This is a genomic window from Nonomuraea sp. NPDC049684 (genome assembly GCF_044465345.1).
Classification (GTDB): Bacteria; Actinomycetota; Actinomycetes; order Streptosporangiales; family Streptosporangiaceae; genus Nonomuraea.
This window is the reverse complement of record NZ_JBITLO010000026.1, coordinates 23269-35331: the sequence shown is the minus strand read 5'-3', so window position 1 is coordinate 35331 and position 12063 is coordinate 23269. Positions and strand designations below refer to the sequence as shown.

General features: G+C 70.7%; 13 protein-coding genes and 1 tRNA gene. 6 read left to right on the top strand and 8 right to left on the bottom strand.

The window, feature by feature from the left end:
* The first annotated feature begins 18 nt into the window (after positions 1–18).
* The 3 genes from ACIBST_RS47085 to serS all read left to right on the top strand — a co-directional run bounded on the left by ACIBST_RS47085 (position 19) and on the right by serS (position 2828).
* Positions 19–441 carry a DUF4446 family protein gene (locus tag ACIBST_RS47085; protein WP_397179974.1) on the top strand — a complete coding sequence of 141 codons (423 nt, stop codon included), beginning with the start codon at positions 19–21 and terminating at the stop codon, positions 439–441.
* Between the two features lie 73 nt (positions 442–514).
* Positions 515–1435, top strand: a complete 921-nt coding sequence (pheA, locus tag ACIBST_RS47080; protein ID WP_397179973.1) for a prephenate dehydratase — start codon at positions 515–517, stop codon at positions 1433–1435.
* A gap of 130 nt (positions 1436–1565) precedes the next feature.
* Positions 1566–2828, top strand: coding sequence for a serine--tRNA ligase (serS, locus tag ACIBST_RS47075; protein ID WP_358290963.1), 1263 nt, complete (start codon positions 1566–1568; stop codon positions 2826–2828).
* Here the strand turns inward: serS and ACIBST_RS47070 are convergent.
* Both ACIBST_RS47070 and ACIBST_RS47065 read right to left on the bottom strand, forming a co-directional pair.
* The gene (locus tag ACIBST_RS47070) at positions 2792–4159 is read right to left on the bottom strand and encodes a hypothetical protein (protein ID WP_397179972.1); all 1368 of its coding nucleotides are present in this window, start codon (positions 4157–4159) and stop codon (positions 2792–2794) included. The two genes, serS and ACIBST_RS47070, sit on opposite strands and share 37 nt — an antisense overlap.
* 377 nt (positions 4160–4536) lie before the next feature.
* Positions 4537–4740 carry a cold-shock protein gene (locus ACIBST_RS47065; RefSeq protein WP_080043977.1) on the bottom strand — a complete coding sequence of 68 codons (204 nt, stop codon included), beginning with the start codon at positions 4738–4740 and terminating at the stop codon, positions 4537–4539.
* Positions 4741–4990: 250 nt separating this feature from the next.
* Here ACIBST_RS47065 and ACIBST_RS47060 point away from each other — a divergent pair, with 250 nt between their 5' ends.
* Positions 4991–5770 (top strand): HAD family hydrolase, encoded by a 780-nt coding sequence (locus ACIBST_RS47060; protein ID WP_397179971.1) that lies wholly within the window; start codon positions 4991–4993, stop codon positions 5768–5770.
* Here ACIBST_RS47060 and ACIBST_RS47055 read toward each other — a convergent pair.
* The gene (locus ACIBST_RS47055) at positions 5761–6273 is read right to left on the bottom strand and encodes a bacterial proteasome activator family protein (protein WP_352318235.1); all 513 of its coding nucleotides are present in this window, start codon (positions 6271–6273) and stop codon (positions 5761–5763) included. The genes ACIBST_RS47060 and ACIBST_RS47055 overlap by 10 nt on opposite strands.
* 5 nt (positions 6274–6278) lie before the next feature.
* Complete coding sequence (locus ACIBST_RS47050; RefSeq protein WP_397179970.1) at positions 6279–7235, bottom strand: NAD(P)H-quinone oxidoreductase; 957 nt, start codon at positions 7233–7235, stop codon at positions 6279–6281.
* Positions 7236–7349: 114 nt separating this feature from the next.
* Here ACIBST_RS47050 and ACIBST_RS47045 point away from each other — a divergent pair, with 114 nt between their 5' ends.
* Entirely contained in the window at positions 7350–9491 is a 2142-nt protein-coding gene (locus ACIBST_RS47045; RefSeq protein ID WP_397179969.1) for an AAA family ATPase, read from the top strand.
* A gap of 1 nt (position 9492) precedes the next feature.
* Here the strand turns inward: ACIBST_RS47045 and ACIBST_RS47040 are convergent.
* Positions 9493–9579 (bottom strand) — tRNA-Ser (locus ACIBST_RS47040).
* 36 nt (positions 9580–9615) lie between these two features.
* Between ACIBST_RS47040 and ACIBST_RS47035 the strand changes: the two genes are divergently transcribed.
* Positions 9616–9951 carry an STAS domain-containing protein gene (locus ACIBST_RS47035; protein ID WP_397179968.1) on the top strand — a complete coding sequence of 112 codons (336 nt, stop codon included), beginning with the start codon at positions 9616–9618 and terminating at the stop codon, positions 9949–9951.
* On the opposite strand, the gene ACIBST_RS47030 is transcribed toward ACIBST_RS47035, so the two are convergent.
* From ACIBST_RS47030 to ACIBST_RS47020, 3 genes are read right to left on the bottom strand one after another with little or no spacing between them, the layout of a single operon-like run.
* Positions 9948–10802 carry an NUDIX hydrolase gene (locus tag ACIBST_RS47030; protein ID WP_397179967.1) on the bottom strand — a complete coding sequence of 285 codons (855 nt, stop codon included), beginning with the start codon at positions 10800–10802 and terminating at the stop codon, positions 9948–9950. The genes ACIBST_RS47035 and ACIBST_RS47030 overlap by 4 nt on opposite strands.
* 11 nt (positions 10803–10813) lie before the next feature.
* Positions 10814–11548: a M15 family metallopeptidase gene (locus ACIBST_RS47025; protein WP_397179966.1), complete on the bottom strand. Its 735-nt coding sequence runs from the start codon at positions 11546–11548 to the stop codon at positions 10814–10816.
* 29 nt (positions 11549–11577) lie between these two features.
* Positions 11578–12063 carry a universal stress protein gene (locus ACIBST_RS47020; RefSeq protein ID WP_397179965.1) on the bottom strand — a complete coding sequence of 162 codons (486 nt, stop codon included), beginning with the start codon at positions 12061–12063 and terminating at the stop codon, positions 11578–11580.

Below are 12063 nucleotides of genomic sequence, written 5' to 3'. Positions count from 1 at the left end.
AGTATTACCCTCTGTGGCGTGCTCGTTACCGCTTGGGTAGTCGTGGGCCTCGTGGCCGGGGTGAGTGGCGTGTTCATCGGCTACATGGGCCTCAGGCAGGCCAGGGCCGCCGTCGACGACTGCCTGCGCAAGGTGGCCAGGCAGACCAGCGAGGGCGCGGGCGACCTCAAGGCGATCAGAGACGTGGCCGTGTGCCGCTACGACGCGCTCGCCGAGATGAGCGGCAGGCTGTCGTTCTCGGTGGCCATGATCAACGGGCTGGGCGACGGCATCGTGCTGACCTCGATCAACGGAACCAGCGAGACGCGCACGTACGTGCGTCCGGTGGTGGGCGGGAAGGGGCAGCAGCCGCTGTCGCCGGAGGAGGAGCAGGCGGTGCGGGCGGCCCGGCTCGGGCTGGGGCCGCTGGTGCCGCCGCGGGTCCTGAAGGGTTCACGCTGAGTGTCCGTACGGGTGCCGTACGCGGTCGGCGAAAGGGCGGCGTGCTGCGACCACCTGCGGATACTCTGGATGCATGCCCAGACTCGCCTATCTCGGACCGGAAGGGACCTTCACCGAAGAGGCCCTGAGGCTCCTTGATCCCGCCGCCGAGCGGCTGCCCTGCGCCACGGTGAGCGCGGCGCTCAACGCCGTCCGCTCCGGTGACGCCGACGGCGCCGTCGTGCCGCTGGAGAACTCCATCGAGGGCGCGATCACCACCACGCTCGACGAGTTCGCCTGGGGCGAGCCGTTGACGATCACGGCCGAGCTGCTGCTGCCGGTCCAGTTCTCGCTGCTGGCCAGGCCCGACACCGAGATCGCGCACATCAAGCGGGTCTACACCCATCCCGCGGCCATCACGCAGTGCCGCGCCTACATCGCCCGCGAGCTGCCCGACGCCGTGGTGGTCGCCGCGCCTTCCACGGCCGCCGCGGCCCAGGAGGTCTCGCTGCCGGGCTCGCCGTACGACGCGGCCATCGCCGCGCGCATCGCCGGCGAGCACTACGGGCTGGTCGCGCTGGCCGGCGACATCGGCGACCGGTCCGACACGGTGACCAGGTTCGTCAAGGTGAGCCGTCCGGGGCCGCTGCCGGAGGCGACCGGCTCCGACCGCACCACGCTGGTCGTCTTCCTGGCCGACGACCACCCGGGCGCGCTGCTGGAGATGCTGACCGAGTTCTCCGTGCGCGGGGTCAACCTGACCCGCATCGAGTCCCGGCCGACGGGCGACGGCATCGGGCGCTATTTCTTCCACTTCGACTTCGAGGGGCACATCGCCGATGCGCGGGTGGGCGAGGCCGTCGCCGGGCTCCACCGCATCTGCGGCGAGGTGCGCTTCCTCGGCAGCTACCCCCGCGCCGACGGGGTGGCCCCGCAGATCAAGAGAGGCACGGCCGACACCCAGTTCGCCGAAGCCGCCGACTGGCTGACCCGCATCAGATCCGGCCGGCTCTGACCACGGAGAGGCCCTTCACATGGGCCTAAGCGCTCCGGGGGGTGTCGGCGCGAGTCCGGCCGTGGCCGCCCACCGAGCGGAGCGGGGAATGCGGGGGCGGGGTGGGGGTGGGCGCCGGTAGCCTTTCCTTGTGATTGACCTGCGTACCCTTCGTGAGGATCCCGACCGGCTACGGGCGTCGCAGCGTGCCCGCGGTGAGGACGACTCCGTCGTCGCAACGCTGCTCGACCTCGACGAGCGCCACCGATCCGCGCTGACCTCGTTCGAGTCGATGCGCGCTGAGCAAAAGAGCATGGGCAAGTCGGTCTCCAAGGCGCAGGGCGAGGAGAAGGCCGCGCTGCTCCAGCGGGCCAAAGACCTCGCGAGCCAGGTCAAGGCCGCCGAGGCCGAGGCGGAGAAGCTGGCCGCCGAGCTCGACCAGCTCATGCAGACGGTGCCGAACATCGTCGAGGAAGGCGCCCCTCCGGGCGGCGAGGACGACTATGTCGTCCTGGAGACGTTCGGGGAGCCGCGCCAGTTCGACTTCGAGCCGAAGGACCACCTGGAGCTCGGCGAGGCGCTCGGCGCGATCGACATGGAGCGCGGCGCCAAGGTGTCCGGCTCGCGGTTCTTCTTCCTCAAGGGCGTCGGCGCGCGCCTGCAGCTCGGCCTGCTCAACATGGCGATGCAGCAGGCGATCGAGGCCGGGTTCACGCCGATGATCACGCCGGTGCTGGTCAAGCCGGAGACCATGCAGGGCACCGGCTTCCACGTGGCCCACGACAAGGAGATCTACCGCCTGCCGGAGGACGACCTCTACCTCGTCGGCACCTCCGAGGTGGCGCTGGCCGGCTACCACGCCAACGAGATCGTGAGCGGCGACGAGCTGCCGCTGCGCTACGCGGGCTGGTCGTCGTGCTTCCGCCGCGAGGCCGGCTCGTACGGCAAGGACACCCGGGGCATCATCAGGGTCCACCAGTTCGACAAGGTGGAGATGTTCTCCTACGTCCGTCCGGAGGAGGCGCACGAGGAGCACCAGCGGCTGCTGGCCTGGGAGAAGGACATGCTGGCCAAGATCGAGGTCCCCTACCGGATCATCGACACGGCGGCGGGCGATCTCGGCATGTCGGCGGCACGCAAGTTCGACTGCGAGGCGTGGATCCCGACCCAGGGCCGCTACCGCGAGCTGACCTCGACCTCCAACTGCACCGAGTTCCAGTCGCGCAGGCTCGCCGTCCGTTATCGCGACAAAGACGGCAAGCCGCAGCATCTGGCCACGCTCAACGGCACGCTGGCCACCACCCGGTGGATCGTGGCGATCCTGGAGAACCACCAGCAGGCCGACGGCTCAGTGGTGGTTCCCAAGGCGCTGCGTCCCTACGTGGGGCTCGACGTGCTGGAGCCGTCCAAGTAGGAGTGGCGGCGGGCGTCGACCGCGATGACGGCGACGCCCGCGATCACGATCAGGCCGGTCAGCAGGGCCGCGAGCGTGACGGCGGTCCCGTGGGTCTCGGGCGTGCCGTGTGCCCAGCCCTGGAAGGGCAGGTAGACGGCCGCGTAGACCAGTGGCGCGGCCACCACGCCGGTCAGCGCGCTCACCGGCTGCGGCTTCCCGTCCCAGGCCAGTACGAGGCACGCCAGCCCGGCCGCCAGGGCCACCGCCCAGCTGAACATGGCGGTGAGGTCGACCAGCACCGCCTCGCCGCTCTCGCTGTCCAGCGCGACGAACATGGCCAGCGCCCCGATCGCCCCCGATGCCGCGAACGCGCCCTGATACCGGCGCATCCTGGCGCCGACGCCGCCCAGCAGCATGCACATCGCCAGGAACAGCGCGACGTTCCGCTCGGGGCCGAGGTCCACCTCGTCGTCCTGGACGTCGTCGAGCGTGTAGGACCAGCCGAGGCGACGCCAGGCGCCTGAGACGTCCCTGACCAGGATGCCGTCCACGCCGTTGGCGACGACCACGACGTGTCCTCCGGGCCTTGCCTGGACCGCCAGGTCGTAGGACACGAGCATGCTCTCGTCCTCGCCGTGCTTCCTGGCCAGCCGGAGGCGGGTGTCGGGGGACGGTTCCCAGGAGGGCCGCCAGGTGAGGCCGCCGTCGTCCGACTGGTCCACGCCGAGGTGGTTCTGGCGGACGCGGTAGCAGCGGGTCGCCTGGCCGGGCACGCACTGGGCGCTGATCGACGTCCGGGGGGAGGCGGGGGCGGTCGCGTCGGTCCAGGTCGTCCCGCCGTCGTCGGAGAGGCGGGAGCTCTGTTCCGTGCCGGTCGTCCCGACGACGATCTTGCCCGATTCGGTCACGTCCACGGACAGGGCCGCCGATGCCGGGACGGGCCCGGCCGTGGCGGTCACGGCCAGGACGGCCAGCGGCACGGTGACCATGATCCGCCGGCGCGGGGAGTCGGCGCCGGCGCTGCGCTGCCGTACCCACCAGGCCAGGGCGAGGGCGGGCAGGGCGATCAGGTCCGTGGGGTCGGCCAGGACGCGCGAGGGCCCGGCCACGAGGCTCCAGCCCTGGGAGGCGAGATCGGCGCCCGTCTCCGTGGTCTTCATGAACGTGAACAGCAGACCGGTCAGGACGGTGGCCGCCAGGTCGGCGCGGCGTCCGAGGAGCAGGGCCATCAGGGCGGGGGCGACGACGAGTCCGGCCAGGTCACTGAGCTTGCCGGTGAGCAGGCCGGGCCAGAGCGGCTTGAAGAGGTGGTCGTTGAGCAGGAGCAGGATGACCCCGGTGATGGTCACGGGGTGACATAACCACGCGTACCTCATATACGGGTGGATGGCGGGAGACGGAGGGAAGTTGGGCCGCGCCCGAGGCCGTGACTGATTTGTGAACCTCCCCTTTGTCCACAGGAAGACGTCCGCCTGTGGACGGCAGTCCGCGCGGGCGCTTCAGACGGCCTCTGGCGCGCGAGTACATGTCCGGACATGAGAAGGGGCCGCAGAGGGCCTCCCAGGGCCGTGACGGCGTCCTGGAGGCTCTGGCGAGGGGCCGGCAAAGGCTCTGGGGCGTCGGGCTGAGGGCTCCGGAGGCTGGCCTGGGCTTCGGCGGGAAGCACAAAGGCCGGAGTCCGCTGGAATGCGGACCCCGGCCTTAGTTGCGAACTACGAACTACAGGTCAGAGGGCACGGACCTGGGAGGCCTGCGGCCCCTTCTGTCCCTGCGTGATCTCGAACTCGACCCGCTGGCCGTCTTCAAGGCTGCGGTAGCCGTTGCCGACGATCTCGGAGAAGTGCACGAACACGTCCGGCGCACCGCCGTCCGGGGCGATGAAGCCGAAGCCCTTCTCAGCGTTGAACCACTTGACGGTTCCCTGAGCCATAAAAGCTCTCCCTCAGGATGTGAATCTATGGGACCCACACCTCGTGGATCCCGGTGTGTCGTACAGCAAGCACCCGGGGTGGCTCAGACAAAGTCATGCTGGTTTTCACTACGGGATCAGCTAATACAACGCCATCACATCTAACACCATTCTGGCGCGTTGGTGTTCCCGTCCCTACGAAGATTTCTGTCAGGCGGCATCACCGGGCAAACTGGAACCTGTTATGCAGAGCCTTGCACCGCCGCGCCTAGTGGCCACCGACCTCGACGGCACCGCCCTGCGCGCCGACGGAACCGTGTCTCCCCGGACGGCTGCGGCCTTCGCGAAAGTCGAGGAATCCGGGGCCGCGCTCGTGTTCGTGACCGGACGTCCGCCGAGGTGGATGAGGGAGGTCGCGGGCGCCGTACGGCACCGTGGCCTGGCCGTATGCGCCAACGGCGCACTGATCTACGATCTGCATACCGAACGGATAGTGGAATCTCACCTCATCGACGCCCGCGTACTCGGGGAAGTCGTCGCTCAGCTACGAGCGAACGTGTCCGGTCTCGCATTTTCGGTCGAGTATGAAGGTGGGTTTGCGCACGAGTCCGATTTCCGGCTCGGCGGCCTGGATCGCAAGGGTGTCGGAGTTGTCCGGATTGACCGAGACGCACTGACCGCCCGGCCCTGCGTCAAATTGCTCGCCCTCCATCCCGACATGGGCGCCGACGAGCTGCACGCGACCGTGCACGACCTGGTGGGCCACCTGGTGACCGCGACCCACTCCAGCCACGGCGGCCTGGTCGAGATGAGCGCCCAGGGCGTGACGAAGGCCACGGCGCTGGCCACGCTCGCCGGGCGGCACGAGATCAAGCCGGCCGAGGTGGTCGCCTTCGGCGACATGCCGAACGACCTGCCCATGCTGAGCTGGGCAGGCACGTCGTACGCCGTCGCGAACGCCCATCCCGACGTGCTGGCGGCGGTCGATCACGTGACCGCGTCCAACGACGAGGACGGCGTCGCTCAGGTGCTGGAGCGGCTCTACAGGTAGGGGCCCGACCCGCTCGGCGGCCGGTGGCCCTCGTCACCCGGCACGCCGGGCAGCGCCCTGCGCATCTGCTCCAACTGAGCCCTCGCCGCCATCTGCTGGGCGAACAGGGTGGTCTGGATACCGTGGAACAAACCCTCCAACCAGCCCACGAGCTGGGCGTGCGCGATGCGCAGCTCGGCCTCGCTGGGGGGCGTGCCGTTGTCGTCGGTGAAGGGGAGCGACAGCCGTTCCAGCTCGTCGACCAGCTCCGGCGCCAAACCGTCCTCAAGCTCCTTGATGGAGGACTCGTGGATCTCCTTCAAGCGCTTGCGGCTGGCCTCGTCGAGGGGGGCGGCGCGCACCTCCTCCAGGAGCTGCCTGATCATGCTGCCGATGCGCATCACCTTGGCGGGCTGCTCGACCAGGTTGGTGACCGAGCGCTCTTCATCACCGCTATCGCCCTGACCTTGGAAGTCGGGGCCCACCACCACGATGTGAGGGGTGTTGTTGTCCTCAGCATTCATAACACTCACCGTACTAGCAGGATCTTGCCGACGTGCTCTCCCGAATCCAACATTCGGTGTGCATCGGCTGCCTCCGCCATGGGCACCCTCGCGTACACCACCGGACGTACGGCACCCGCCTCGACCAGCGGCCAGACGTTGTCCACGACGCTCCGGACGATGACGCCCTTCTCGTCGACCGGACGGGCGCGCAGCGTGGTGCCATGGACGGAGGCCCGCTTGGTCAGCAGCGCGCCGAGATCGAGCTCGGCCCTCCCGCCGCCCTGAAGCCCGATGATCACTAGCCGGCCGCCGGTGCGCAGCGCCCGTACGTTGGCCGCCAGGTACTTGGCGCCCATGATGTCGAGGATGACGTCGGCCTCCACCCGGTCGGCGAAGTCCTCCTCGCGGTAGTTGACGACCTCGTCCGCGCCCAGCTTCCTGACCTGCTCGGCCTTCGCCTCGGACCCGACCGTGGCCGCCACCCGCGAGCCGAGCGCCTTGGCGAGCTGCACCGCGAACGTGCCGATGCCGCTGGCCCCGCCGTGCACCAGCAGCGTCTCGCCGCGCCGCAGCCGGCCGACCATGAACACGTTCGACCACACCGTGCACGCCACCTCGGGCAGCCCCGCCGCCTCGGCCAGCGGCACGCCCTGCGGCGCCGGCATGACCTGCTGCCAGGGCACCGCCACGCGCTCGGCGTAACCGCCGCCGGCCAGCAGCGCGCACACCTCGTCGCCGGCCTTGAACTGCTCGACGTCCGCCCCCACCGCGGCCACCACGCCCGAGACCTCCAGCCCGGGGTACAGGGGCGCGCCGGGAGGCGGGTCGTAGAAGCCCATCCGCTGGTGGACGTCGGCGCGGTTCACCGCGGAGGCCGCCACGTCGATGAGCACGTCGCCGCGTCCGACGGCCGGATCGGGCACCTCACGCCATTCCAGGACCTCTGGTCCGCCCGGCTCGGTGATCTCAATGGCTCGCATGCGATCCACGGTAGCCGGGCAAAGAAGTTGTGGGTTGCCGGGCTGCGCGGGAACGCGTGGCGTTAACCTGCAAAGTATTTGCTGCCCCTTTAGACCCACCCGAGGGGGAACACGGTGGCAAGACACGATCGAGAAGAATCTCTCGAGGAACAGCTGGCCTGGCTGGACGCGATCAAGGAGACGGAGGAGACGCCCGTCTCCGTCGGAGCCTCGTCCGCGTCGGCGGACGAGCCGGTCGCTTCGCCGTACCCCAAGGACCCGTGGCTGCTCGTGCCCACGCCGCACGACACGCCGACGCCGCCGCTGTTCCGCGCCGCCGTCGACTCCGTTTACGGCCACGCGGCGGCCGAGGATCTGCCCGAGGCCGAGAGCGAGGCCGGTGAGTGGCTGGACAGGGCCGCCACGCAGGAGAGCGGCCGGGGTCAGGAAGGCGGCAGAGGGCAGGAGAGCACGGCCGGTGAGCCGGCCGCGCCGCCGGTGAGCCTCGGCCGGTCGGAGGACCCGTTCCTGGCGCCCCTCAAGCCGTTGCCGCGCCCTGACGACACCGACAGCTACTCCTTGACGTTCACGCCGCCCGAGCGGGCGGGGAGCGGGGAGAAGGACGCCGAACAGGCCCGGGAGCAGGGCGAGAAGCCGAGCCAGGAGCAGGGCGAGGAGCCCTTCCAGGAGCGGGGGCGGCAGCAGGGCGAGGAGTCGTTCCACGAGCGGGGGCGGCAGCAGGGCGAGGAGTCGTTCCGGCAGCAGGGCGGCGAGCAGGAGCGCGAGAGCGAGGAGCCGGGCTGGCCGTCGCTCGGCGACTGGCCGCGGCCCGCCGAGCAGTCGAACGAGACGCAGCCGATGATCACCGAGCTGCCCGAGGCGTTCGACGCGCCGGCCCGTACCGAGCCGGCCACGATGTTCGACATCCCGGCCCGTACCGAGTCGCGCAGGACATTCGACGAGCCCGCCCGTACCGAGCCCGGCCCGGTCGAGCCTGCCGAGGCCGCCGAGCCCGCTCCCGCCGAGCCGCCGCGCGGGTTCGAGGAGCCCGTCCACAGGGAACCTGAACGCGAGGAGCCGCCGGCCGACGAGCGGCCCCGCTGGGACGAGCGGCCGCAGTGGTCCGACACCTCCTTCCGCGAGGGCCGCCCGCAGCGGCCCGACCTCGCGCACGGCGAGGCGCCCGCCCCCCAGGAGGCCGCGCGGGACGAGCGCCCGCGGTGGAGCGACCACCAGGAGTGGCGGCCGGCCGAGCGGGAGATACCGCCGCCGCACGAGCGCCGGCGGCGTCCGGCGCCCATCCCCGTGTTCACCGCGCCGCAGCGCCCGCCGCTCACCGGCAGGCCGACCGCCGACAGCCTCGACCCTGAGTCGCTGCTGCGCGGCAGGCGCAACGCGCCCTCCAAGGGCTGGCGGCGGCTGGTCTACAAGGCGTCCGGCGGCTGGATCAAGCCGGGCGAGGCGCCGGAGGTGCGCCGCCGCCGCGAGCTGGTGACCAGGGCGCGCACCCCCGTGACCACCGGCCACCACCGGGTGGCCGTGCTGAGCCTGAAGGGCGGCGTGGGCAAGACCACGACCACGGTCGGGCTCGGCGCGACGCTCGCGCAGATGCGCGGCGACCGCGTCATCGCCGTCGACGCCAACCCCGACCGGGGCACGCTGTCCGACAAGCTGGTGCTGGAGACCTCCGCCACCGTGCGCGACCTGCTCAACGAGCGCGACCAGGTCAAGCGGTACGTGGACATCAGGGCGTTCACCTCGCAGGCGCCCTCGCGGCTGGAGGTGCTGGCCTCGGACCGCGACCCCTCGGTGTCGGAGGCGTTCAGCGGCGCCGACTACCAGGCCGTCTCCCAGGTGCTGGAGAACTTCTACTCCATCTGCATCACCGACTGCGGCACCGGCCTGCTCCACTCCGCCATGGGCGGCGTGCTCGGGCTCGCCGACCAGATCGTGCTGGTCAGCAGCCCTTCCGTGGACGGCGCCAGGGCCGCCTCGGCCACCCTCGACTGGCTGGAGGCCCACCACTACGCCGATCTGGTGAAGAACGCGACCGTGGTGCTGTGCAGCGTCCGGCCGCGGTCGAAGTCGGCGGTGGACATCAGAAAGCTGGAGGCCCATTTCGCGGCCAGGTGCCGCGCGGTGATCAGGGTGCCGTACGACCCGCACCTGGAGGAGGGCGCGGAGATCGACCTCGACCGGCTCCAGGAGGCGACCAGGGAGGCCTACCTGCAGCTCGCCGCCAGCGTGGGCGACGGGTTCGCGGGGGTGCGCGAGTGAGCGGAGGGTGTGGGATTCGAACCCACGAGGCCATCGCTGACCTGGCCGCTTTCAAGGCGGCTGCACTCGTCCACTATGCGAACCCTCCTGTGCGGACACCACGATAGCGGCTGTGGTGGCAGGGGTGTACGTTCAGGAGGTGGCGGATCTCGGCATCGAGGTGGAGCGCGGTCCTGGCGACGCGACGGTGCGCCTTGCCGGAGACCTCGACAAGGTCACGGCGCCCCTGCTGAGGCGGCGGCTGGCCGAGCTGTCCGCCGAAGGGCTCGTGGATCTCGCGATCGATGCCCACCACCTCGACTTCTGCGACTCCAGCGGCCTGTGGACGCTGGTGGAGCACCAGCGCGCGGTCGCCGGGCAGGGCGGCTCGTTACGCCTGGTCGGCGTGCACGGCGTGCTGCGACGGGTGCTCGACGTGACCGGCCTGACGGCCGCCTTCGACGAGGTGCTGCCCGTCTAGAGGCGGCTCGGGCCGAGCTGGGACAGGAGCCAGCGGGGGCCCTCGGTCTCGGCGCCCAGTTCGGCGACCCGCTCCCGGAGCCCGCGGTCGGCCGTGACGACGAGCACGCGCTCCCACGGCTTGGCCCGGGCCACGACGTCGACGATCGCGTCGTCGCCGCTGCCCGTGGCCGCGACGACCTGCAGCCCGGGGATCTCGGGGGTGCTCCTGGCGGCGCCCTCCACCACCGCGACCACCCGCGGGAACCACTGCGACAACACCGGATGGAACAGCCTGAGCTCCGCCACGTCGGTGAGCAGGCGGGTGGCCGCGCCCAGCCGGTCGTTCCACCAGCCGTGCTCGGCCCGCGCGCCGATGATGTTGGCGACGTCGAGCACGATCGTCTCGGGACGGATGGCGGCCTGCACGCGGTCCCAGGTCGCGGCGAAGCCGGGATGCAGCTTGCGGCCGGCCACCTCGGGCAGCGGCAGCCAGCGCAGGTCGGTGCTCTCGCTGTTGGCAGGCTTGGCCGGCATCAGCTCGGCGGACTCGGCGATCACCGTCTCGAAGGTCCAGCCGCCGTGGTCGTCGAGGTAGACGCCCTGGACGCGGAACCCGTCGCCGCCGAGCGCGGCCTCCTCATGGGCCTCGCGCAGCGCGCTGGTGACGGCGTCCTCGTGGCTGTCGCGGGCGCCGCCGGGCAGCCCCCAGGTGCCGCCGTGATGGCTCCACCAGGAGCGCTTCTGCATGAGCACGTGGGGCACGCCGAGCGGGTCATGGTGGACGAGCAGCAGGCCCGACGCTCCGTGGATGCCCCAATGTCTGTGTCCGAGCCCGCATTCGGCCCAGCCGTCGCCGTCCTTAGCCGCCATGAGGGATTGTCTCAGCCTCCGCCCTTACTGAAATGCTGCAGGTCCTTGGCGCCCGTCCAGTAGCCGCCCCACTCCCATCCGACGTCGGCGAAGGCCCTTACGACCTTGTCTCCAGGGTTTACCACACCTTTACCCTTCATTGGGCGCTGGGTGTACCTCTTGGCATTTTGGTGCGCTGTGCCACCGCTTGCAGTGACATATGGGTTCTCGCGTGGATTGATGTCAATCGCTTGGCCGTACGCGTGGTTCGACCAATTGGTGGAGCCGGTCGCGCGACGGCAGTTGAATGCCGAGGTGTTGTCGGCCTCGATGGAGGCGAAGTCGTCGCCTTTGAAGACGTCGACGAGCTTCATCTGCCGGATGGGCCAGCGCCAGTCGTACAGCTTGCGGAAGACGGTCTCGATGTCGTCGGTGACCGTCTTGCGGACGACCAGCTCGCCGGTGTGCGGCTTGTCGTCGAAGCCCCAGAACGACATGGTGACCAGCCGCAGGTCCTGGTAGGACACCGGGCAACCGGGCCGCCACGAGTACGGCAGCCGCTCGCGCGACACCTTCGTGACCTTCGAGGTGAACGGCGGCGGAGCCGCCGGGCTCGGCTCGCTCGTGGGCGAGGTCGTGGGCGACGTCGTCGTCCCGGTTGCGGGCGCGGAGGGCGTGGGCGTGGCGCCGGACGAGGCGACGGGCGCCTGCCCTGCGCACGAAACGGACGTGAGCACCACGAACGCGATGGCGGCTGTACGTTTCATCTGGCCACCATATGCGACGTCATGCCAGGTCAGGGGACTATCAGCACGGTACGGCGAGCCCGTTTCGCCAGGCCGACGGCCACCGAGCCGCCCAGGGCGTGCCAGGAGGAGCGCGACCTGCCGACCACGATGGCGTCGGCCCGGTAGGAACCGGCGAGCGCCTCCAGCTCGCGGGCGGTGTCCCCGCGGGCGCTGACGAACTGCCAGGGCACGCCGGCGCCCCTCAGCTCGTCCCGGAGGTCGTCGGTGAGGTCGGCCGCGCTGTCCGGGATGATCGGGGAGCCGGCGAAGAACCACAACGTGGTGCTGTTGATCGGCTCCACGAAGACGACGAGCAGCGCGGCGGCGTCGCGCCGGGCCAGGCCGGCCGCGTACGCGAGCGCGTTGCGGCTGGGGTCCGACCCGTCGAAGCCGACGACCAGCAGCCCGGCGCCGTCCTTGCCGATCTCGAACTGCCCCGCCGGGAGCCGGCCTTCCAGTGGCTCCCAGCCGGGGTCTGTGCTACCGCCGAACAC

What these genes read in the sequence shown, in the direction of transcription:
- pheA (WP_397179973.1), top strand. Translation starts at nt 515, where the DNA reads ATGCCCAGACTCGCCTATCTCGGACCGGAAGGGACCTTCACCGAAGAG.
- ACIBST_RS47065 (WP_080043977.1), bottom strand. Translation starts at nt 4,740, where the DNA reads ATGGCTCAGGGAACCGTCAAGTGGTTCAACGCTGAGAAGGGCTTCGGC.
- ACIBST_RS47055 (WP_352318235.1), bottom strand. Translation starts at nt 6,273, where the DNA reads ATGAATGCTGAGGACAACAACACCCCTCACATCGTGGTGGTGGGCCCC.
- ACIBST_RS47050 (WP_397179970.1), bottom strand. Translation starts at nt 7,235, where the DNA reads ATGCGAGCCATTGAGATCACCGAGCCGGGCGGACCAGAGGTCCTGGAA.
- ACIBST_RS47030 (WP_397179967.1), bottom strand. Translation starts at nt 10,802, where the DNA reads ATGGCGGCTAAGGACGGCGACGGCTGGGCCGAATGCGGGCTCGGACAC.
- ACIBST_RS47025 (WP_397179966.1), bottom strand. Translation starts at nt 11,548, where the DNA reads ATGAAACGTACAGCCGCCATCGCGTTCGTGGTGCTCACGTCCGTTTCG.